This window comes from Stenotrophomonas sp. STEN240, assembly GCF_056756175.1.
On record NZ_JBRRBO010000014.1, the window covers coordinates 32654 to 52468 of the forward strand.

19 protein-coding genes are annotated in these 19815 nt (G+C 65.2%); 14 read left to right on the forward strand and 5 right to left on the reverse strand.

The window, feature by feature from the left end; translation table 11 throughout:
• Positions 1 to 5: 5 nt before the first annotated feature.
• The 4 genes from ACVOKO_RS08565 (at position 6) to recO (ending at position 2864) form a co-directional block, all read left to right on the forward strand.
• The gene (locus ACVOKO_RS08565; protein WP_346498511.1) at positions 6 to 377 is read left to right on the forward strand and encodes a DUF4845 domain-containing protein; all 372 of its coding nucleotides are present in this window, start codon (positions 6 to 8) and stop codon (positions 375 to 377) included.
• Complete coding sequence (gene rnc, locus ACVOKO_RS08570; protein ID WP_346498512.1) at positions 367 to 1044, forward strand: ribonuclease III; 678 nt, start codon at positions 367 to 369, stop codon at positions 1042 to 1044. The genes ACVOKO_RS08565 and rnc overlap by 11 nt, the downstream gene beginning before the upstream one ends.
• Positions 1041 to 1943, forward strand: coding sequence for a GTPase Era (era, locus tag ACVOKO_RS08575; protein ID WP_057626568.1), 903 nt, complete (start codon positions 1041 to 1043; stop codon positions 1941 to 1943). The genes rnc and era overlap by 4 nt, the downstream gene beginning before the upstream one ends.
• Before the next feature lie 198 nt (positions 1944 to 2141).
• Positions 2142 to 2864, forward strand: a complete 723-nt coding sequence (gene recO, locus ACVOKO_RS08580) for a DNA repair protein RecO (RefSeq protein WP_346498513.1) — start codon at positions 2142 to 2144, stop codon at positions 2862 to 2864.
• A 129-nt stretch (positions 2865 to 2993) separates the two neighbouring features.
• On the opposite strand, the gene ACVOKO_RS08585 is transcribed toward recO, so the two are convergent.
• On the reverse strand, positions 2994 to 3707 hold the full coding sequence (locus tag ACVOKO_RS08585) for an Hpt domain-containing response regulator (protein WP_346498514.1): 714 nt from the start codon (positions 3705 to 3707) through the stop codon (positions 2994 to 2996).
• Between the two features lie 124 nt (positions 3708 to 3831).
• Here ACVOKO_RS08585 and rlmD point away from each other — a divergent pair, with 124 nt between their 5' ends.
• The 9 genes from rlmD to ACVOKO_RS08630 all read left to right on the forward strand — a co-directional run bounded on the left by rlmD (position 3832) and on the right by ACVOKO_RS08630 (position 12350).
• Positions 3832 to 5172 (forward strand): 23S rRNA (uracil(1939)-C(5))-methyltransferase RlmD, encoded by a 1341-nt coding sequence (rlmD, locus tag ACVOKO_RS08590; protein ID WP_346498515.1) that lies wholly within the window; start codon positions 3832 to 3834, stop codon positions 5170 to 5172.
• 3 nt (positions 5173 to 5175) lie between these two features.
• Positions 5176 to 5661 (forward strand): CYTH domain-containing protein, encoded by a 486-nt coding sequence (locus ACVOKO_RS08595; RefSeq protein ID WP_346498516.1) that lies wholly within the window; start codon positions 5176 to 5178, stop codon positions 5659 to 5661.
• 187 nt (positions 5662 to 5848) lie between these two features.
• Positions 5849 to 6544, forward strand: a complete 696-nt coding sequence (locus ACVOKO_RS08600; RefSeq protein WP_346498517.1) for a DsbA family oxidoreductase — start codon at positions 5849 to 5851, stop codon at positions 6542 to 6544.
• Positions 6545 to 6623: 79 nt separating this feature from the next.
• Positions 6624 to 7631, forward strand: a complete 1008-nt coding sequence (gene nagZ, locus ACVOKO_RS08605) for a beta-N-acetylhexosaminidase (protein ID WP_346498518.1) — start codon at positions 6624 to 6626, stop codon at positions 7629 to 7631.
• Positions 7631 to 8185, forward strand: coding sequence for a hypoxanthine-guanine phosphoribosyltransferase (locus ACVOKO_RS08610; protein WP_346498519.1), 555 nt, complete (start codon positions 7631 to 7633; stop codon positions 8183 to 8185). The genes nagZ and ACVOKO_RS08610 overlap by 1 nt, the downstream gene beginning before the upstream one ends.
• 95 nt (positions 8186 to 8280) lie before the next feature.
• Positions 8281 to 9033: an S-methyl-5'-thioinosine phosphorylase gene (locus ACVOKO_RS08615; RefSeq protein ID WP_346498520.1), complete on the forward strand. Its 753-nt coding sequence runs from the start codon at positions 8281 to 8283 to the stop codon at positions 9031 to 9033.
• Positions 9034 to 9123: 90 nt separating this feature from the next.
• On the forward strand, positions 9124 to 9330 hold the full coding sequence (cspE, locus tag ACVOKO_RS08620) for a transcription antiterminator/RNA stability regulator CspE (RefSeq protein ID WP_057506519.1): 207 nt from the start codon (positions 9124 to 9126) through the stop codon (positions 9328 to 9330).
• Positions 9331 to 9408: 78 nt separating this feature from the next.
• Entirely contained in the window at positions 9409 to 10647 is a 1239-nt protein-coding gene (locus ACVOKO_RS08625) for an FAD-dependent oxidoreductase (RefSeq protein WP_346498521.1), read from the forward strand.
• Between the two features lie 62 nt (positions 10648 to 10709).
• Positions 10710 to 12350 (forward strand): acyl-CoA dehydrogenase family protein, encoded by a 1641-nt coding sequence (locus ACVOKO_RS08630; RefSeq protein ID WP_346498522.1) that lies wholly within the window; start codon positions 10710 to 10712, stop codon positions 12348 to 12350.
• Here the strand turns inward: ACVOKO_RS08630 and ACVOKO_RS08635 are convergent, their stop codons facing one another.
• From ACVOKO_RS08635 to ACVOKO_RS08650, 4 genes are all read right to left on the reverse strand, one after another.
• The gene (locus ACVOKO_RS08635; RefSeq protein WP_430980734.1) at positions 12351 to 14093 is read right to left on the reverse strand and encodes a diguanylate cyclase; all 1743 of its coding nucleotides are present in this window, start codon (positions 14091 to 14093) and stop codon (positions 12351 to 12353) included.
• 112 nt (positions 14094 to 14205) lie between these two features.
• The gene (locus ACVOKO_RS08640; RefSeq protein WP_346498523.1) at positions 14206 to 14601 is read right to left on the reverse strand and encodes a hypothetical protein; all 396 of its coding nucleotides are present in this window, start codon (positions 14599 to 14601) and stop codon (positions 14206 to 14208) included.
• A gap of 481 nt (positions 14602 to 15082) precedes the next feature.
• Positions 15083 to 15424, reverse strand: a complete 342-nt coding sequence (locus tag ACVOKO_RS08645; RefSeq protein ID WP_057626557.1) for a hypothetical protein — start codon at positions 15422 to 15424, stop codon at positions 15083 to 15085.
• Between the two features lie 121 nt (positions 15425 to 15545).
• On the reverse strand, positions 15546 to 16721 hold the full coding sequence (locus ACVOKO_RS08650; RefSeq protein ID WP_346498524.1) for a thiolase family protein: 1176 nt from the start codon (positions 16719 to 16721) through the stop codon (positions 15546 to 15548).
• Between the two features lie 192 nt (positions 16722 to 16913).
• On the opposite strand from ACVOKO_RS08650, the gene ACVOKO_RS08655 reads away from it, so the two are divergent.
• Positions 16914 to 19772 carry a S8 family serine peptidase gene (locus tag ACVOKO_RS08655; protein WP_346498568.1) on the forward strand — a complete coding sequence of 953 codons (2859 nt, stop codon included), beginning with the start codon at positions 16914 to 16916 and terminating at the stop codon, positions 19770 to 19772.
• The last annotated feature ends 43 nt before the right edge of the window (positions 19773 to 19815 follow it).

Below are 19815 nucleotides of genomic sequence, written 5' to 3' on the forward strand. Positions count from 1 at the left end.
TCGCAATGAAGCACAAGCAAGCGGGTATGACGCTGACCTCGTTCCTGATGGTGTTGGCGGTGGTGGGCTTCGGCCTGTACGTGGCAATGAAGCTGTTCCCGATGTACCAGGAGTTCTACGCGGTCAAGACTTCGATGAAGTCCTTGGCCCAGGAACCGGGAAGCTCGGATCCGAACAAGGCGCTGGAGCTGTTCTTCAAGCGCATGGACATCAACAGTTCCGAGTCGGTGACCCGTGACAACATCAAGTTCGAGCGCATCGATGGTGGTGTCCGCATGAACGTCAAGTACGAAGTGCGCCGTCCGCTGGTGGGTAACCTGGACATCGTCGGCAACTTCGAGAATTCGCAGGAATTGACTGGAAGCAGTGTTGACTAGAACGTTCCAACGGGGTGACCTGATCGGTCATCCATTCAAGGATCAGGGTTTGCTGAAGCAGGCCCTGACCCATCGCAGTGCCGGTGCGCCGCATAACGAGCGCCTGGAATTCCTTGGCGACAGCATCGTCAACATGCTGATCGCCGAGGCGCTGTTCACGCGCTGGCCCAAGGCTGACGAAGGCGCGCTCACCCGCGCCCGCGCCTCGCTGGTGTGTGAAGGCGCATTGGCGGTGATCGCGCGCAGCCTGGAGCTGGGCGAGCGGCTGACGCTGGGCCCGGGCGAGATGAAGTCGGGCGGCCACCGCCGCGACTCCATCCTGGCCGACACGGTCGAGGCAGTGGTTGCCGCGATCTACCTGGACGCCGGTTTCGAAGCCTGCCGCGAACGGATCATGCCGTGGTTCGAAGCCTCGCTGTCGGCGGTGCCGGTGGGCAAGCCCGAGAAAGACCCCAAGACACGCCTGCAGGAATGGTTGCAGGCCCGGCAGAAGCCTCTGCCGGTATACGAGCTGGTATCGGAGACCGGCGACGACCACGCCAAGCACTTCCATGTGCGCTGTTGCGTGGCTGACCCTGCCGTAAGTACCGAAGGCGAAGGCACTTCGCGACGGCTGGCCGAACAACAGGCGGCAGCCGCCGCAATAGAGCAATTGGATTCCAAGTGAACGACACCTCCTCTCATCGCTGTGGCAGCGTCGCCGTCATCGGCCGCCCCAACGTCGGTAAATCGACCCTGACCAATGCCCTGGTGGGCGCCAAGGTCAGCATCGTCTCCAACCGCCCGCAGACCACCCGTCACCGCCTGCTCGGCATCGCCACCTACCCGGAAGGGCAGCTGGTGCTGGTCGACACACCCGGATTGCATCGCCAGCAGAAGCGCGCGATGAACCGGGTGATGAACCGTGCCGCCCGGGCCTCGCTGGAAGGCGTGGACGCCGGCCTGCTGGTTATCGAAGCCGGCCGCTGGGACGAAGAAGACACCCTTGCGTTCAACGTGCTGCGCGACGCCGGTATCCCGGTGGTGCTGGTGGTCAACAAGGTTGACCGGATGAAGGACAAGGGGGCGCTGCTGCCGTTCCTGCAGGAGATTACCGTTGGCCGCGACTTCGCTGCCGTGCACCCGATTTCGGCGCTCAAGCGCAACGGCCTGGAGTCGCTGGTACGCGACCTGATCGGCTTGGTGCCGGAAGCCCCGCCAATGTATGGCGAAGACGAAATCACCGACCGCAGTCAGCGTTTCCTGGCCGGCGAGCTGGTCCGCGAGCAGCTGATGCGCCAGCTCGGCGAAGAACTGCCGTACGCCACCACGGTGGAGATCGAGCGCTTCGCCGAAGACGGTGCGCTGCTGCGTATCGGCGCGGTGATCTGGGTCGAGCGCGAAGGCCAGAAGGCGATTGTGATTGGCAAGGGTGGCACCCGCCTGAAGGAAATCGGCGCCAAGGCCCGCCTGCAGATGGAACGGCTGTTCGGTGCCAAGGTGTTCCTGGAAACCTGGGTGCGCGTGCGTGAAGGCTGGTCCGATGACGAGGCCGCGCTGAAGGCCTTCGGTTACGGCGAGCAGTAATTCCTGGCCGGCAATGGCTGGTTCGAAAGGGGCGGCAGCCATGGCGGCCGCCCGCGACTGACACAGGGCAGGGGCGCGACACGCCTGGTTGTTTCGGCTTCTTGCCTGCGCCTTGGGCCCGGCCGCTAAGATGTTGGATGAAGCCTGCGCCGCTACGGCCGCAGGCGGTTGCCTATCCCGACCCACGGCTCCCCCGCAATGCGCATTGAAGACCAGCCCGCTTACGTGCTGCATGCCCGGCCCTGGCGCGAGACCAGTCTGCTGGTCGAGGTGCTGAGCCTGGAGCATGGACGCATCGGCTTGCTTGCGCGCGGTGTGCAGGGGCCGAAGAAACAGGCGCTGCGTGCTGCCCTGCAGCCTTTGCAGGCAATCCGTTTCGATGCGCAGCAAACTGGCGAGTTGGCGCAGCTGCGCCGTGCCGAAAGCCAGGACGTTGCCCCGCGCCTGCACGGTCACGCGATGTTGGCCGGTTTCTATATCAATGAGCTGGTAATGCGTCTGACGCCACGGCAGGACCCGTTACCCGAGTTGTATGTGGCCTATGGCCAGCTGCGTGCGCAGCTGGACCAGCCGGCGACGCTGGCCTGGTCGTTGCGGCGCTTCGAGCGCGACCTGCTGGATGCATTGGGCGTTGGCTTTGACTGGAGCAGCGCCGCCGACGGCGAGCCGATCGATCCGGCCGCCCGCTATCGGCTGGACCCGCTGCAGGGCCCGTTACGCCTGCTCAATGAACGCAACAACGAGCGCCGCACCTTGGCCACCGGCAGTGCCTTGCTGGCGCTGGCCCTGGACCAGCAGCCCCGCAACAGCGACCTGGCCAGCCTGCGCCTGCAGATGCGTGCGGTATTGCTGCATCACCTCGGCGGGCGTGGATTGAAATCCTGGGAAATGCTGGGCGAACTGGCCCGCCCGCAAGCGTAGTGCCGAGCCACGCTCGGCAGGCGCAGTACCCAAAATCCAACCGTAGTGCCGAGCCATGCTCGGCAAGAGGCTTTACCGGGAACGCCCCTGCCGAGCATGGCTCGGCACTACATCGGGCATTTGAGGGGATCAGCGCAGCAGTGCGCTGACGGCGCTGCCGAACTGCTGGCGTGCCTGCATCGATGCGGGGTCGTGGTTCAACTGGCGCACCGCATAGGCCAGCCGCGAAGCACCGACAAAACCGCAACTGGCCTGCAGTTTGTGCAGTTGTGCATGCAGGGTTTTATCGTCGTGTTCTTCCAGCGCGTGGCTGACCGCATCGCGGGTGCTGGGCAACTCGGACAGGAACAATTCGCGCAGTGCACGAACATGCGCCTGTTGCCCATTGAGCGCGTTCATCGCCGCTGATTCGTCCCAATCCAGCGCGGCTTCGGCAACCTCGCCCTCGGCCTTTGTCGCTGACTTGGCCAGGGCGCGGCGCACGCTTTTGAGCAAAGCATCGCGACTGATGGGCTTGACCAGCGTTTCCTGGAAACCGGCCTGTTGCAGCGTGCGTTGTATTTCCTGGCTGGTGTCGGCGGTATGCGCCAGCGCAACGGTGTGCGGATGCCGCTCACGCAGAATGCGCAGCAGGTTGGCGCCGTTGCCGTCGGGCAGATTCACATCGAGCAGCCACATGTCGTAAGCGCCGGCCTGGGCCAGGCGCAGCGCACTGGCGCAGGAATCGGCGATATCAACCTTGGCCGGCAGCGATTCCAGCACGAACTGGAAGAAGCCCTGGCTGGTCATGTCGTCCTCGACCAGTAACAGGCGCGGTAGGTTTCCTTGGTGATGCGTATTCATCTGCTGCCTCCATGTCAGCTACAGCCCGCATATTAGCGAGGGCGTGGCGTTGTGCAAGCCGTCGGGGTGTTCGCGGCGCGCATCTGCGACAATGTGCGCCCTTTTGCCCGCAGCCTTTTGCCACGTGGCCCGATCCAGATCCCCCCGCATAGACAAAACCCCGTTCCAGACCGACATCCTCGACCTGAGCCACGATGGCCGTGGCGTTGCGCGCCGCGACGGCGAGGGCGGCAAAGTCACCTTCATCAACGGTGCACTGCCGGGTGAAACGGTGATGGCTGAACAGACCGGCAAGAGCCGGCATTTCGACGAAGCCAAGACGGTGGAAGTGCTCAAGGCCTCGCCGGATCGCGTGCAGCCGCGCTGCCCGCATTTCGGCGTGTGTTCCGGCTGCGTGCTGCAACATCTGGAAGAGTCGCAGCAGATCGTGGCCAAGCAGCATGTGCTGACCGAGAACCTGACCCGCATCGGTCACGTCAGCCCTGGCAGCGTGTTGCCGGCGCTGGTGGGTGACAGCTGGGGCTATCGCCGCAAGGGCCGTTTTTCGGTGCGCCGCGTCGAGAAGAAGGACAAGACCCTGGTCGGCTTCCGCGAGCTGGACCCCCGTTTTGTTGCCGACCTGTCGCAGTGCCTGACGGTAATCCCGGAGATCGGCAGCAAGGTTGCGGCACTGTCCGAATTCATCGAGACGCTGGATGGCAAGCGTGACATCCCGCAGATCGAGTTCATCGCCGGCGATGCCGCCATCGCGCTGACCGTGCGCCACCTGCAGCCGCTCAGCGATGCGGATCGGCAGGCATGGATCGCGTTCGGCCAGGCACACGGTTTTGCGATCTACCTGCAGTCCGGTGGCCTGCACACGGTTGCACCGTTGTGGCCCGCCGAGGGCGTGGCGCTGTCGTTCGCGTTGCCGCAATGGGATGTGGAGCTGGCGTTCCAGCCGCTGGATTTCATCCAGGTCAATGCCAAGCTCAACCAGAAGATGATCGCGCATGCGCTGACTCTGCTGGACGCACAGCCGGACGAGCGCGTGCTTGACCTGTTCTGCGGTCTGGGCAATTTCACCTTGCCGCTGGCGCGCACCGTGCGCGCAGTGGTCGGCGTGGAAGGTGAGGCCGGTCTGGTCGCGCGCGCCAAGGAAAACGCCGAGCGCAATGGTTTGCACAACGCCGAGTTTTACGCCGCCGATCTGACCCTGGATCAGAGCAGTGCGCCGTGGATGCAGCAGGGCTTTGACAAGCTGTTGTTGGATCCGCCGCGTTCGGGCGCGATCGACGTGCTCAAGCAGTTGCCGCTGGATCAGTTCAAACGCATCGTCTACGTCAGCTGCCACCCGGGCTCGCTGGCCCGTGATGCCGGCTACCTGGTCAATGAGCGGGGCTTTACCCTGGTTTCCGCCGGTGCGATGGACATGTTCCCGCATACCGCGCATGTGGAAAGCATTGCCGTGTTCGAGAAGCACTAAGCCATGGGCATCGAGATCGAACGCAAGTTCCTTGTCACCGATGACAGCTGGCGCGCTGCCGCGCATGCGGTGATTCCGATGGCGCAGGGCTATATCAACGATATGGCGGCCATGGACAGTGGCGCGCAGAAAGCCTCGGTGCGGGTGCGCATCCAGGGCGAGGAGGCGTACTTGAACATCAAGTCGCGCGAGCTCGGCCATACCCGCCAGGAGTTCGATTACCCGGTGCCGGTCAGTGAGGCGCGGGAGCTGCTGCAGCTGTGCGTTGGTGGCCTGATCGACAAGCGCCGGCACCTCGTTCAGCACGGCGGATTGTTGTGGGAAGTGGACGAGTTTCTCGGCGACAACGCCGGTCTGGTGGTGGCCGAAGTGGAGCTGGAAAGCGCCGACCAGGTGTTCGCCAAGCCTGATTGGGCCGGTGCGGAAGTGACCGACGAATTGCGTTATTACAATCTGGCCTTGGCGTCGAAACCCTATTGCCAGTGGTAAAACGCTGTTTGTAGGAGCGGCGTCAGCCGCGAAGCCGATAGCCACCGGGTAACCGGGTTTGTTGCAATTGCAGATATGTGTCCATCGGATGTGCCACCGGCTTCGCGGCTGACGCCGCACCAACGGCATTGCTGGTGAAGCCCCTGCCGAGCATGGCTCGGCACTACATTGGATATTAGGAACCCTCATGCGCATCGATATCTGGTCCGACGTCGTCTGCCCCTGGTGCTGGATCGGCAAGCACCGCTTCCAGCGTGGCGTTGAGCTGCTGGGTGAGGACGCGCCGCAGTTGGACGTGCACTGGCATCCGTTCCTGCTTGATCCGGAGGCGGGCACCACGCCGGTGCCGTTGATGGAGGCCTACGCGGCCAAATTCGGCGGGGTCGAGCGTACCCAGCAGATGCTGGCGCAGACCCAGTCCGCTGCCCAGGCCATGGGCCTGCCAATGGATTTCAGCCAGGGCCAAGTCAAGGTCAGTACCCTGCCGGCACATCGGCTGCTGTGGCTGGCCGGGCAGTACGGTGTGCAGGAGCAGGTCGGTGAGGCGTTGTTCCGCGCGCATTTTGCCGAAGGCCGCAATCTGGCCGACCCGCAGGTATTGATCGCCGCCGCTGCTGCCGGCGATATCCCGGCCGAGCGGGTGCAGGCCATGTTGGCCTCGGACGAGGGGCTGGCTGAAGTCCAGGCCGGGATCGGCCAGGCGCAGGCGCTGGGCATCCAGTCGGTGCCGACCTTCGTCATCAACGGCCAGTACGCAGTGCAGGGCGGGCAACCGCCGGAAGTATTCGCCCAGGTGCTGCGCAAGGTAGCCGCTGAACAGGCACCCGCGCCGGCTGCCAGCCAGGATGAACAGGCCTGTGGCCCGGATGGCTGCAGCGTCTGAACGCGGGCTCTGACGCGGCGGGCGCCATCTGCGACAATGCTCCGCTAGGCCGCAGTCCGCGGTGGATTGGAGTCCTTGCATGCTTTTGATCGGCGTTGCCGGTACTGAACTGAGCGCCCAGGAGCGAGGCTGGCTGCAGCACGACGCGGTGGCCGGGGTGGTGCTGTTCAAGCGCAACTTCGCCTCGCGTGAGCAGGTCACGGAACTGACCGCGGCGATCCGCGCCGCCACCGCGCGGCCGCTGCTGATCACCGTCGACCAGGAAGGCGGGCGCGTGCAGCGTTTCCGCGACGGCTATGCCGAGCTGCCGCCGCTTGAAGGCTTCGGCAAGCTGTATGCAAGCGATCCGGACGCCGCCCTGGCGCTGGCCGAACAGCATGCCTGGTTGATGGCCAGCGAAATCCGCGCCACCGGGCTGGACCTGAGTTTTGCCCCGGTGGTGGACGTGGGCCATGCCAACCTGGCCATCGGTAACCGTGCATTCGGCGAAGATCCGCAGGTGGTTGCTGCACTGACCGCAGCCTATGTGCGCGGCATGCATTCGGTCGGCATGGCGGCCACGCTCAAGCATTTCCCCGGCCACGGCACGGTGCGCGAAGACACCCATGTGGACACCGCCGTCGACCCGCGCCCGCTCTCCGAAATTGAAGCGCACGACCTGATACCGTTCCGTGCCGGCATCGCTGCCGGTGCCGATGCGGTGATGATGGCCCATGTCATCTACCCGCAGGTGGCACCCGAGCCGGCAGGCTATTCGCCGCGCTGGATCAATCAGATCCTGCGTGAGCAGATGGGCTTCCGCGGCGTGGTGTTCTCCGACGACATCGGCATGGCGGCGTCGTTCGCGGCCGGTGGGGTCAAGGCCCGGGTCGATGCACACCTGGATGCCGGCTGTGACGTGGTGCTGGTGTGCCACCCGGAGCTGGTCGAAGAATCGCTGCAGGCCGTGTCCGGCCGCAGCTTGAACACCGCCGCGCTGCTGAGCCTGATCGGCCGCGGCGCGATGGGCTGGGGCGGCCTGCTGGCCGATGCCCGCCACACTGATACCCGTAATCATCTGTCTGAAAACCTTGGAAGAACCGCCTGATGTCCAGCAAACTCACTCTTGAACAAGCCGTGGCCCAGGCCGACCTGCTGGTCGACCGCCCCACCATCGACACCGCCATCGCCGGCATCGCCGACGCCATCGCGCGCGACTACAAGGGCGAAGTGCCGGTGTTCATCTCGATCATGAACGGCGCGCTGCCGTTCGCCGGCCAGCTGGCGCTGGAGCTGGGCGCACGTGGTCAGGACGCGCAGTTCGACTACATGCAGGCCTCGCGTTACCACGGCGAGAGCGGCGGCGACCTGGTCTGGAAGCACCGCCCGGTGTCGGCCCTGTTCGGCCGCCGGGTGATTCTGGTCGACGACATCCTGGACGAAGGTTTCACCCTGCAGGGCGTGCGCGAATGGTGCCTGGAGCAGGGCGCTACCGATGTGCGCATCGCCGTGCTGACGGTGAAGAAGCACGACCGCTGCCTGGCGGGCGTCAAGGCCGACTACTCCGGCATCGAGCTGCCCGACCGTTTCGTGTTCGGCTTCGGCATGGACGTCAACGAAGCGCTGCGCTCGCTGCCGGCCATCTACGCAATGAAGCAGTAATACCGGCAGCCGATGCCTGGCATCGGCGATCGGTTTGACCGCACACAGGCCACGCCATGCGCGTGGCCTGCGCGTGCCCAACGGGAACATCAGGAATGAGCATGGAACCTATTGCCCTGGCCGTGATCGGCGGCACCGGCGTTTACAAGTTGGCGGCGCTGGACGATGTCCAGACCCATGAAGTGGAAACCGCCTACGGCGCCCCGTCCGGCCCGGTGCGGGTGGGCATGTTGAACGGCCAGCGGGTGGCGTTCCTTGCCCGCCACGGCGAAGGTCATTCGATCCCGCCGCACAAGATCAACTACCGCGCCAATCTGGCCGCGCTCAAGCAGCTTGGCGCCAGCCGGGTGCTGGCCTTGAACACGGTGGGTGGCATTGGTGACAACTTCGGCCCGCGCGTGCTGGCCTGTCCGGACCAGCTGATCGACTACACCTGGGGCCGCATTTCCACGCTCAGCGAGGAGCCCGGCAGCGAGGTGCTGCATGTGGACTTCGGCCACCCCTATACCCCCGCGTTCCGCGCCAAGGTGCTGGCGGCGGCCAAGGCCAAGGGTGTGGCGATGCAGGACGGCGGCTGCTACGGCGCCACCCAGGGGCCGCGGCTGGAAACCAATGCGGAAATCGCGCGGATGCGCCGTGATGGCTGTGATCTGGTCGGCATGACCGGCATGCCCGAGGCCGGGCTGGCGCGCGAACTGGGGCTGGAATACGCCTGTCTGGCGATTGTGGCCAATTGGGCCGCCGGCTGCGGTGACGCGGCAGAGATCACCATGGCCGAGGTTTTGGCCAATGTGGACGCAGCTTCGTCTGGTTTGCCGACTTTGGTGGGTGAATTGGCCCGGGGGTGATTGTCATCCCGGCTTAAGCTTTGCATACTCCGCCAGTGCGCTTCATTCAGCGTACATCAATCCATTCATCGAAGAAGGTCTCGCATCACCATGCCGAACGGTACCGTCAAGTGGTTCAACGACGCCAAGGGATTTGGCTTCATCTCACCGGAGGACGGCAGCGCCGATGTCTTCGCGCACTTCTCCGCGATCAATTCCAAGGGCTTCCGCAGCCTGCAGGAAGGCCAGCGCGTCAGCTATGACGTGACCCAGGGCCCGAAGGGCGCCCAGGCTTCGAACATCACGCCGGCCGAGTAATCCACCCGGCTGTGCGGAAAAACCCCGCTTCGGCGGGGTTTTTTTTTAGCAAAGGCGGTCGCCCAGGGAGGGACTGTAATGAACAAGACACTGGATATCGCCATCGTCGGCTACGGCACGGCCGGCCAGGCGCTGGCGGTACTGCTCTCGCGCGACGGGCACCGGGTGCAGGTGTTCGAGCAGGCGGCCACGCCGGGTCCGGTAGGGGCGGGCTTCCTGCTGCAGCCCAGTGGCCTGCAGGCGCTGTGGCAGATGCAGCTGATGCCGCAGGTGCTCGAGCACGGCGCGGTGGTGCGCCGCCTGTATGGCGAAACCCCGTGCGGGCGCGCGGTGATGGACATGAACTATGCCGGGCTGGACGCGCGCTTGTGTGGCGTCGGCATGCAGCGCGGGGCCTTGTTTTCGCTGTTGGACGCAGCCTGGGACGGCCGCCAGGCGCTGCGCGTGGACAGCCGCATCGGCGCCATCGATGACAGCCTGCAGCGCGTACAGGACCAGCACGGCCACTGGCACGGGCCATTTGATCTGGTGATCGCCACCGACGGCTCCGCCTCGGGGCTGCGCGCGCAGGTGCAGGGCACGCGGCTGGACCGGGTTTACCCGTGGGGCGCGCTGTGGTGCCTGCTGCCGCGCGGGGACTGGCAGCACGGCGATGAGCTGCGCCAGCGCTATGTGGCGGCGCGCAAGATGATCGGGCTGTTGCCGGTGGGCAGCCGCCCGGGCGACAGCGAGCAGCGCCTGAGCTTCTTCTGGAGCCTGCCGCGCGATGGTTTCCAGGCCTGGGAGCGCGATGGTCTGGAGCCGTGGCTGGATGAGATCGCCACGCTGTGGCCGCAGGCACGCGAGCGCCTTGCCGGGGTCCGCTTGCAGACGCAGCTGGCCCGCGCCAGTTACCGCGATGCGGTGATGGACCGCTGGTACCGCGGCCGGCTGGTATTGGCCGGCGACGCCGCACATTCGATGAGCCCGCAGTTGGGGCAGGGCGTCAACATGGCGCTGATGGATGCGATGGCCTTGCGTGATGCCCTGCGTGCGCAGCCGGACATCGACGCGGCGCTGGCGCAGTACCAGCAACTGCGCAAGGCGCATGTATGGCTGTACCAGTTCTGGAGCCGCTGGCTGACGCCGATTTTCCAATCCGATCGCGATTGGGTCGCCAACGGCCGTGACCTGCTGTTCAAGCCGATGGGGCGCATGCCCGGCGGACGCGGCCATATGCTGCGCGTGTTGAGCGGCACCCAGCACGGACTGTTCGGCAAGCTGGCACTGCAGGATGACTTCATCGCAGCCTTGGCCGAGGTCGCCGTGAAGCGCTGAACGACGCGCAGGCGACGGGCGCATGCGGCAGAATCAAGGGCGGTCCTCCCCGAGTCGCCGCCATGCTGCCGCAGCCGCCACCGTTTGAAACCCATGTCGTCGACAACCAGCCGCCGCCGTTCGGCGAGCGCGATCTGTGGCTGGATGATCAGGTTCTGCAGCAGAGCGTGGCGCGCGAAGGTGCGCAGGCTTTTACAGCCGTATTGCAGCAGTACGGCGCACTGGCTGGCGGCGAGCTGTACCGGATCGGCTTTGATGCCAACAGGCAGCGGCCGCTGCTGCGTACCCACGACGCGCAGGGCAACCGGATCGACAGCGTTGATTTCCATCCGGCCTACCACCGCTTGATGGCCGCGGCGAAAACCCGTGGCGTCGCCGGTTTGTCCTGGCGCTCACCGCAGCCGGGCGCGCACGTAGCGCGCGCCGCACTGAGTTACCTGCATCATCAGGCCGAGGCCGGCACCAGCTGCCCGTTGACCATGACCCATGCCGCAGTACCGGTGCTGCGGCAGGAGCCGGCGTTGGCCGAGTGGGCCAGCAAGGCGGCAGCGCCGTTCTACGACGCCCGTGACCTGCCCATCGGCGACAAGCCGGGCATCACCGTTGGTATGGGCATGACCGAGAAGCAGGGCGGCTCGGATGTGCGCAGCAATACCACCTTGGCCACGCCTTTGGCGGGCGAGGGCGAGTACAGCCTGGTCGGGCATAAATGGTTTTTCTCCGCGCCGATGTCCGACGGCTGGCTGGTATTGGCGCAGGCGCCGGGCGGCTTGAGTTGCTTCCTGATGCCGCGTCGACTTGCCTGTGGGCGGCGTAATAATTTTCACCTGATGCGGCTCAAGGACAAGCTCGGCGACTGGGCCAATGCGTCCAGCGAAGTGGAGTTCTGCGGCGCCTGGGCGCGCCGTGTAGGTGACGAGGGGCGTGGCGTGGCGACCATCATCGAGATGGTGATGCTGACCCGGCTCGATTGCATGCTGGGCTCGGCCGCGCAGATGCGCATGGCCTTGGCGCAGGCGCTGCATCACGCGCGGCACCGGCGCAGCTTCGGCAAGCGCTTGGTCGAGCATCCGTTGATGGCCAATGTATTGAGCGATCTGGCCATCGAATCGGAGGCGGCCACCACATTGGCGATGCGTGTGGCTGGTGCGGTGGACGCCGCAGGCCATGATCCGCAGCAAGCGGCATTTGCACGCATTGCCACCGCCATCGGCAAGTTCTGGATATGCAAGCGCGCACCGGCCTTCGTCAACGAAGCGCAGGAATGCCTGGGTGGCGCCGGTTACGTGGAAGAGTCGATGTTGCCGCGTCTGTACCGGCAGGCGCCGTTGAACTCGATCTGGGAAGGCAGTGGCAACGTGCAATGCCTGGACGTGCTGCGCGCACTGCAACGCGAACCGGAAACCCGGGGTGCGCTGCAGGCTGAGCTGCAGCAGGTTGCCGGGCGCGACGCTGGCTACGATCACGCGCTGGATGCTGTGCTGACCCAGCTGCAGGGCGCTGAACTGGAACAGGCCGGTGCGCGCAGCCTGGTCAGCGGTATTGCGGTGTTGTTGCAGGCAGCGGCCTTGTTGCGCGCAGGCAGCCCGCTCGCAGCATGGTTCGTGCAGACACGGTTACCGCGTGCGGCCGGTGTGTATGGCGTCCTGCCGGCGCAAGTTGGGTTTGGCGAAATACTGGAACGGGCGCTGCCGCACAGCTGATCAGCCGGCGCCGTCCAGCGTGGCATCAAAGGGCACGACGCGGTTGCGGCCGCTGCGCTTGGCCCGGTACAAGGCAGCATCGGCCTTGCGCAGCAAGGTCAGGCCGGCCACGCCATCGACCGGGTAGGTCGCTACACCCAACGAGGCGGTGATCGGCGGCAGCGTTTTGCCGGCCAGCGGCACGCTCATCTGCGACAGGGCAAGGCGCAGTTCCTCTGCCTGCCGCAGCGCATTGCTGTTGTCCGATTCGGGCAGGATCACGGTGAACTCCTCGCCGCCATAGCGGCAGGCGATGTCTTCGCCGCGCAGGCGCGAACTCAGCAGCTGGCCAATGGCGGCCAGCAACGCGTCGCCGCCGCCGTGACCGTGGGTGTCATTGAACTGCTTGAAGTGATCCACATCCAGCATGATCACCGACAGCGGGAAGTCGCGGCGGCCGCAGCGGGCGATTTCCCGGGTCAGCGATTCTTCCAGGTAGCGGCGGTTGTACAGGCCGGTCAATGGATCGCGGATGGACTGCAGCCGCAGTGACTCGCGCAGGCGCAGGTTACTCAGCGCCAATGACAGCTGCTCCACCGCCGATTCGGCGATGTGCAGGCGCGGCAGCGGGCCAGGGCCGGCGCCGGACAGAAACAAAAAGCCGATCTGCGTGCCTTGTGCCGACATCGGGATGCAGGCGGTGGCCACGCTTTTTCCGGGCTCGGGCCGAGTGATGTGCGGGCAACTTGCGTCGCGCAGCAGATCATCGATGACATGCGGTTGCCCACGGCGGATTGCCCAGCAATCGCTGGGTACCAGGAACGCACTGGTTTCGATCAGTGGCGTACCCCAGCTGACGATGTTTTCGGCGCGGTCATTGGATGCTCGCAGCAGATAGACCGAGCCGGCGACATTGGGCATCAGCGCTTCCAACGTACGTGCGCTGATGTCCAGTGCTTCCTCCGGATTGGCGCAGCTCTGCAGCAGGCCGGTGTAGCGCCCCAGCGTCTGCAGGTCGGCGCTGGAGCGCTCGATCTGTTCCAGGTTGCCGGCCAATTGCTGGCTGGCGTTGGCTGCGCGTTTTTCAGCGCGGCTGCGGCGTCGCAGTTCGGACAGCAGGATGCCGTACACCGAGGCGACCACGGCCAGGCCAAACGGAATGCCGGCAAACGCCAGGCCCAGCAGCAGGTCGGCACTGCGGCGCGAGCTGGCGGCGCGTTCCACCAGCAGCTCGTGTTCCTGCTCGACCATGGTCCGCACCTGTTCGCGGATGGCGCTGGTGGTGCGGGATGCGGTCTGGTTGATTGCCGCGCGGGCGCTGTCCAGGCCCTGCGCATCGAAGATGTCGACCACGTGCTGGATCTGCTGCAGCCGCCGGTTCACCAGCTCCTTGAGCTTGCTGGCGTTGTGCACCTGGTCGGGATTGTCGGTAACCGATCTGGACAGCGCGGCCAGCAGCAGTGGCAGGCGCTCGACGCTCATCTGGTAGTCCAACAGATAGGCTTGGCTGCCGGTCAGCAGATAGCCACGTTCCGCCGACTCGGCATCCAGCACCGTCGACTGGATCTCGTCGATGCGGCTGATGACTTCATGGGTGTGTGCCACCAGCCGTGCGTCGGCAATGAAGTGTCGCGCACCAACAAAAACACCAACGCCAATGGCGACAAAAACCAGCGCCGAGAATATCAGCGCGAATTTACTGCTAGTGCGTTTCTGCATCGCGCCCTTGACCGCATGACCAAGGTGATGCGCGCGTGCTGCCATGCGCGCTGGATCACCTGCCCGCTCGGATGGTTTGCATCCGGCCCCCGATGGCATCACGCATCCCGCGCGAATGCCACGCAGCCGTCACCTGACGGCTGCGCGGTGAAGTCTATCAATGCTTGGCTGCGTCCGCCTTGTCGCGTGCGTGCTCGGCGGCATCGTGGGCCTCATCGGCCACCTTCTGTGCGGCGTTCGCAGTAGCGGCACTGGCATCAGCGGCAGCGTCCTTGGCTGCTACGGAAGCATCATCGGCAGCTTTGCTGGTGGCGTCAGCGGCCTTGTCCAGGGCTTGTTGCGATTCGGCGGCTGCACTGCGGGTAGCAGCTGCTGCGGAATCGGCCGCATCGCGGGTGGCGTCGGCAGCCGAAGCGGCCGCGTTGCGTGCGGCATCACCGGCGTGGTCAGCGGCTGCGGCGGCATCTTGTTTGGCCTGCTCGGCGTTGCGGTCATTGCACCCTGCCAGCGCCAGAATCAAGCCTGCGGCCAGTACGGGGATAAATGATTTCATGGGCCTCTCCGTTGTCTGAGTGATGGCCACAGCCTAGGTGCTGGCGTATTCAGATCGCGTCAAGACCAAGCTTTCCAGAGGGCATCGGTTAAGCAAGTTGATGCGCGCAAGCCAGTGGGTTGCCTGCGCGGTGTTTGCTGCAGGCGATACATCCACTCTTGACGATGAAGACGGCTCATCGCGTGCGGCAACGCGGGAGGAACAGCGTCGTGTGCGCCGCAGACGGGGCAAGGGCCAGACATGGATGTCGTGGCGGCGCGTGCCTGTTGCGTTGTTGTCGCGCATCGCTGCGCTGGTGAGCCCTGGCGTCTGCGCGGGACTGGGCCTGCGCAACCGCTCCGGCAATCGCTGTGCAGGGCGATGGCGGGTATGCGAGCTGGTTGCCGCAGCCATGCGCTGGTGTCGCGCGGTTTGCTGCAGGCAAAAGAAAAGCCGCTGGCGAACCAGCGGCTTTTCAAGACTAGCTTGGAAGCAGAAGTTATTACTTCTTGGCTTCTTCAGCAGCGTCCTTGGCCTGGCCAGCAACGTCTTCAGCAGCCTTGGCAGCGTCAGCAGCGGCGCCAGCAGCAGCGTCGGTGGTGGCAGCAGCAGCGGCGCCAGCAGCTTCGCCAGCGGCGTCAGCAGCGGTAGCGGCGGTGTCAGCAGCAGCCTGGGCAGCGTCGGCGGTAGCAGCGCCGGCGGTAGCAGCCTGGTCAGCAGCGACCTGTGCTTCCGAAGCAGCCTGGTTGGCGTCAGCGGCAGCGTCAGCAGCCTGTTCCTGCTTCGAGCAGGCGGTCAGGGCCAGACCCAGGGTCATCGCGATCAGCAGCTTGTTGATGCTCATTTGTGAATCCTCGTCGTGAAATTAGGCAACGCGCCATTGCGCGCCGGGAACATGATGACAAGCCCATTTTGACTGTCAAGCGGTCCCGCATTCAGGTTTGAAAATATCTGAAATTTTTCAATCAAATCAATTCAATGGCGATAGCGGTTGCTTCGCCGCCGCCGATGCAGAGGGATGCAATGCCCCGCTTGAGGCCGCGTGTGCGCAATGCATTTACCAGCGTAACCACCAAGCGGGCACCCGAAGCGCCGATCGGATGACCCAATGCACAGGCACCACCGTTGACGTTGATCTTGGCATGCGGGATGCCCAGTTCGCGGATCGGTGCCATGGCCACCACAGCGAAGGCTTCGTTGATTTCGAACAGGTCAACGTCGCCGATGTTCCAGCCGGCTTTTTCCAGCACCTTGGTGATCGCGCCGATCGGTGCGGTGGTGAACCACTCCGGTTCCTGCGAGAAGGTGGCATGCGCGGCGATGCGGGCCAGCGGCTGCACGCCGCGCTTGGCGGCATCGTCGGCAGACAGCAGTACCAGCGCGGCGGCGCCGTCGGAAATGCTGGAGGAACTGGCGGCGGTGACGCTGCCGTCCTTCTTGAAAGCCGGGCGCAGGGTAGGGATTTTGCTGATGTCCGACTTGCCCGGCTGCTCGTCCTGGTTGAACTCCACTTCACCCTTGCGGGTGGCAACCTTGACGGCAACGATCTCATCGGCAAACGCACCATTGGCCACGGCGGCCTGGGCACGGCTGACCGACTCGATGGCGTAGGCGTCCTGTTCTTCGCGGGTGAAGCCGAACTTGGCCACGGTGGCCTCGGCAAACACGCCCATGGCCTGGCCGTCGTACGGATTGGTCAGACCGTCCCACGCCATGTGGTCCACCGCCTGGAAATTGCCGTAGCGGTTGCCGGTGCGCGAATTAGGCAGCATGTGCGGGGCGTTGGACATGGATTCCATGCCGCCGGCGACCACGATGCTGGCCGAGCCGGCCTTGATCAGGTCATGGCCCAGCATGATGGCTTTCATGCCCGAGCCGCAGACCTTGTTGAGGGTGGTGGCGCCGGTGCTGGTCGGCAGGCCGGCGGCCAGCGCGGCCTGGCGGGCCGGTGCCTGGCCGAGGTTGGCGGGCAGCACGCAGCCCATGATCACTTCGGACACGTCGCTGGCAGGGATGCCGGACTGCTGCATGGCCGCGCTGATCGCGGCTGCACCGAGGGTCGGGGTGGGGACGCCGTTGAACTGGCCAAGGAAGGAGCCAATGGCGGTACGCTTGGCGGCGGCGATGACGATGTCAGACATGAGCAATCTCGGTTATACCTTGCGGCAATTATCGAACGTCCGCGGGGCCGGGCACATTGGACCAACGGCACATCCCCACAGACAGGGGATTGTCGTTGCAGTATAGAAGGTAGCCGGAGCGCTACCGAAATCAGGTAATACCTGAATTGGCGAATCATCCACAGGACGGAGGGGAAAGTAATGAGCAGTGCAATGGAAAGCCGTAGCGTGGCGCGCGGCGTATTGGTCAGTTCTTTGGCGCTGGCGTTGGCCGCCTGCGGAAGTGGCAGTGGACCCAAATCCGATCCGCCGCCGCCGGTGACACCACCGGTGAACCCGCCGCCAACCACCAAACCGCCCGTCGTCACCCCACCAGTGACCCCGCAACCGGCGTTTGACGCCCACTTGGCCTTGACCAATACCAAGGCCGCGCATGCGATGGGCCTGACCGGTGCTGGCTACCCCATCGGCGTGATCGATTCGGGGGTGATGCGCAACCACCCGACGCTGGCGGGGCGGGTGCTGTCCAATCGCAACTACATCAGTTCAACCCAGAACAACCTGTCGGTGGACGACGTGGTCGGCCACGGCACCACGGTGGCGCAGCTGGCTGCCGGCGCACCCGCCGGGCAATGGCCGGGCGGTATCGCGCCGGGGGCGCAGATCCTGTCGGCACGCATCATCGCCGACAAGGCACCTACCGACGACGGTTCCGGTAACGGCAATGAGGTGACCGGCGCGCTGGGTCTGGCGCCCATCCATGCCGACCTGATCCGCGACGGCATGCGCATCATGAACAACTCCTGGGGCGGCCTGTACTGGACCCGGCCTACGGTGACCGCCGAGATCGCCAACGAGTACCGCCCCTTCATCAAGGACAATGACGGCCTGGTGGTGTTTGCCACCGGCAACGAGTCCAAGGCCAATCCGTCGGACATGGCGGCGCTGCCGAGCAAGGTGGGCGGCCCCGGTACCTACCCGGCGGCGGACCTGGAGCGCGGCTGGTTGGCGGTGGCGGCACTGGATACAGCCAATCCAACTGCATTGGCGTATTACTCCAACGCCTGCGGTGTGGCCAAGAATTACTGTCTGGTGGCGCCGGGCACATCGATGTTCATCGGCCACGACAGTACCGCCAACAATCTGGCCTACTTCTATGGCAGCGGCACCTCGTATGCGGCACCGCTGGTGTCAGGCGCGGCGGCACTGGTGTGGCAGGCTTTCCCCTATTTCAACAACGACCTGGTGCGGCAGACCCTGCTGGGTACCGCCACCGACCTGGGCGATGCCGGCCCGGATGCGGTGTTCGGCTATGGCCTGCTCAATGTGGGCAAGGCAGTGAAGGGTCCGGGCAAGGCGGACTGGGGCGATATCAAGGTTGATGTGAACCAGACCGGGCTGGGTTCTGTGTGGAGCAATCCGATCAGTGGCGCCGGTGGCCTGGTGAAAAGTGGCAGCGGCTCCTTGGGGTTGTCGGCCGCCAACACCTACGCCGGCGCTACCCGCATCCAGCGGGGCACGCTCGCCTTGCTGGACGGAGGCTCGATCCGTTCCAACGTCACCATCGATGCGCAATCCAATCCCAGTGCTGCTGCGTTGCAGTTCATGGGCGGCACCACACGCGTGGTGGGCAACGTGGACAATGGCGCCAGCGTCATCGCGCTCAGCAATGTGGGTTCGGCAACGATCGAGGGCAACTACCTGCAGCGCTCCGGCGCGCAGCTGATGGTTGCCTTGGGCTCCAATGCCCTGCAGGTGACGGGCACTGCCAGCCTGGACGGCGGGGTGACGGTCAGTGGTGCGGTCAATGGCTATGTGCCGCAGAACGGCCGTCGCCAGGACCTGCTGCATGCCGGCGGTGGGGTTACCGGACAGTTCGCGACAGCGGCAACCGGTGTCACCGGCGTGACCCTGCTGGATGCCAAATATGGCTACGACGCCAACAACGCCTGGCTGCAGTTGGATCAGGTGAGTGTCACCGCGATGGCGAACACGGCCGGCGTCGGCCTGCGCGCGATGTCGGCGGCGCAGCGGGTGGAGCAGGCCTTCGAACTGCTGGATACCGATACCGGCCTGCAGGCCACGGCATTCGGTGCGGCGGCGGGCTCCGTGCAAGGCGTGGGCGGCGGTTTTTCCGGCCTGGCGCAGAGCCTGGAAAGCCTGAGCGGGCAAGCCCATGCCACGGCCACGGCAATGACCTTCGACAGCATCGACATGAGCCGCCGCGCGCTGTCCAGCCAGTTTGCCGAAGGCGGCACGCGGGCAGCGGCCAGTGGTGTGTGGATGCGCAACCTGGGCGGTAGCGGCCAGGGTGGCTACCTGGGCAGTGACTACAGTGTTGCCGGCTGGATGATGGGTGGCGAAGCGGCGCTCTCCGGCAACGCCGTGCTGGGCTTTGCGTTTGGTGAAACCCGTGCCAACGGTAACGGCGGGGTAACCCAGGATCGCGGCCGCGACCGCCAGACCCAGTCACAGTTGTATGCGGGTTGGCAGCGCGGCGATGCCTATGTGCTGGGCCAGGCCGGGTTTGGTCAGTACCAGCGCGAGCTGGACCGTGGCCTGCTGCTGGGCGCCGAACGTGCCGGCGTGCATGCGCGTTACAGCGGCAACTTCCTGTCCAGCAGCGTGGAAGCCGGCTATCGGCTGGGGCGTGGTTCGGCCCAGCTCACCCCGTATCTGGGCGCCGATTACACGCGTATCGACGGTGGTGCCTTCAATGAACAGGGTGGCTACGGTTTTGGCCTGCGCGCCGATGACTGGAGCAGCAGCCGCGTGCAGGCCTTGGCCGGCCTGCGTGGCCAGTACCTGTGGAAGCAGGTGGCGTTCAACGGCTATGCCGAATGGCAGCAGGCGGTGGGCGGCAATGGCCTGAGTCTGGACGCCAGTTTTGTGGGTGTGGATGCCTGGGCGCCGATTGCCGGCCTGCAGCCTGCCCGCGCTGGCGGCCTGTTCGGGCTGTCGGTGGAGTCGTGGCTGGCCCGCAATACCCGGCTGTCGCTGGGTTATGACCAGCGCTTCGGTCCGCGCGGTGACAACCGCCAGGTGTCGTTGCGGCTGCAACAGGCGTTCTGATCGGCGCGGCCTTTGCAGGCCCACAAAGCAGAAGGCGGGCGAG

Bases quoted from the DNA above. Each gene is read 5' to 3' on its own strand.
- ACVOKO_RS08565 (WP_346498511.1), top strand. From the start codon at position 6: ATGAAGCACAAGCAAGCGGGTATGACGCTGACCTCGTTCCTGATGGTG.
- recO (WP_346498513.1), top strand. From the start codon at position 2,142: ATGCGCATTGAAGACCAGCCCGCTTACGTGCTGCATGCCCGGCCCTGG.
- ACVOKO_RS08585 (WP_346498514.1), bottom strand. From the start codon at position 3,707: ATGAATACGCATCACCAAGGAAACCTACCGCGCCTGTTACTGGTCGAG.
- ACVOKO_RS08595 (WP_346498516.1), top strand. From the start codon at position 5,176: ATGGGCATCGAGATCGAACGCAAGTTCCTTGTCACCGATGACAGCTGG.
- ACVOKO_RS08600 (WP_346498517.1), top strand. From the start codon at position 5,849: ATGCGCATCGATATCTGGTCCGACGTCGTCTGCCCCTGGTGCTGGATC.
- nagZ (WP_346498518.1), top strand. From the start codon at position 6,624: ATGCTTTTGATCGGCGTTGCCGGTACTGAACTGAGCGCCCAGGAGCGA.
- ACVOKO_RS08610 (WP_346498519.1), top strand. From the start codon at position 7,631: ATGTCCAGCAAACTCACTCTTGAACAAGCCGTGGCCCAGGCCGACCTG.
- ACVOKO_RS08615 (WP_346498520.1), top strand. From the start codon at position 8,281: ATGAGCATGGAACCTATTGCCCTGGCCGTGATCGGCGGCACCGGCGTT.
- cspE (WP_057506519.1), top strand. From the start codon at position 9,124: ATGCCGAACGGTACCGTCAAGTGGTTCAACGACGCCAAGGGATTTGGC.
- ACVOKO_RS08625 (WP_346498521.1), top strand. From the start codon at position 9,409: ATGAACAAGACACTGGATATCGCCATCGTCGGCTACGGCACGGCCGGC.
- ACVOKO_RS08630 (WP_346498522.1), top strand. From the start codon at position 10,710: ATGCTGCCGCAGCCGCCACCGTTTGAAACCCATGTCGTCGACAACCAG.
- ACVOKO_RS08635 (WP_430980734.1), bottom strand. From the start codon at position 14,093: ATGGCAGCACGCGCGCATCACCTTGGTCATGCGGTCAAGGGCGCGATG.
- ACVOKO_RS08640 (WP_346498523.1), bottom strand. From the start codon at position 14,601: ATGAAATCATTTATCCCCGTACTGGCCGCAGGCTTGATTCTGGCGCTG.
- ACVOKO_RS08645 (WP_057626557.1), bottom strand. From the start codon at position 15,424: ATGAGCATCAACAAGCTGCTGATCGCGATGACCCTGGGTCTGGCCCTG.
- ACVOKO_RS08650 (WP_346498524.1), bottom strand. From the start codon at position 16,721: ATGTCTGACATCGTCATCGCCGCCGCCAAGCGTACCGCCATTGGCTCC.
- ACVOKO_RS08655 (WP_346498568.1), top strand. From the start codon at position 16,914: ATGGAAAGCCGTAGCGTGGCGCGCGGCGTATTGGTCAGTTCTTTGGCG.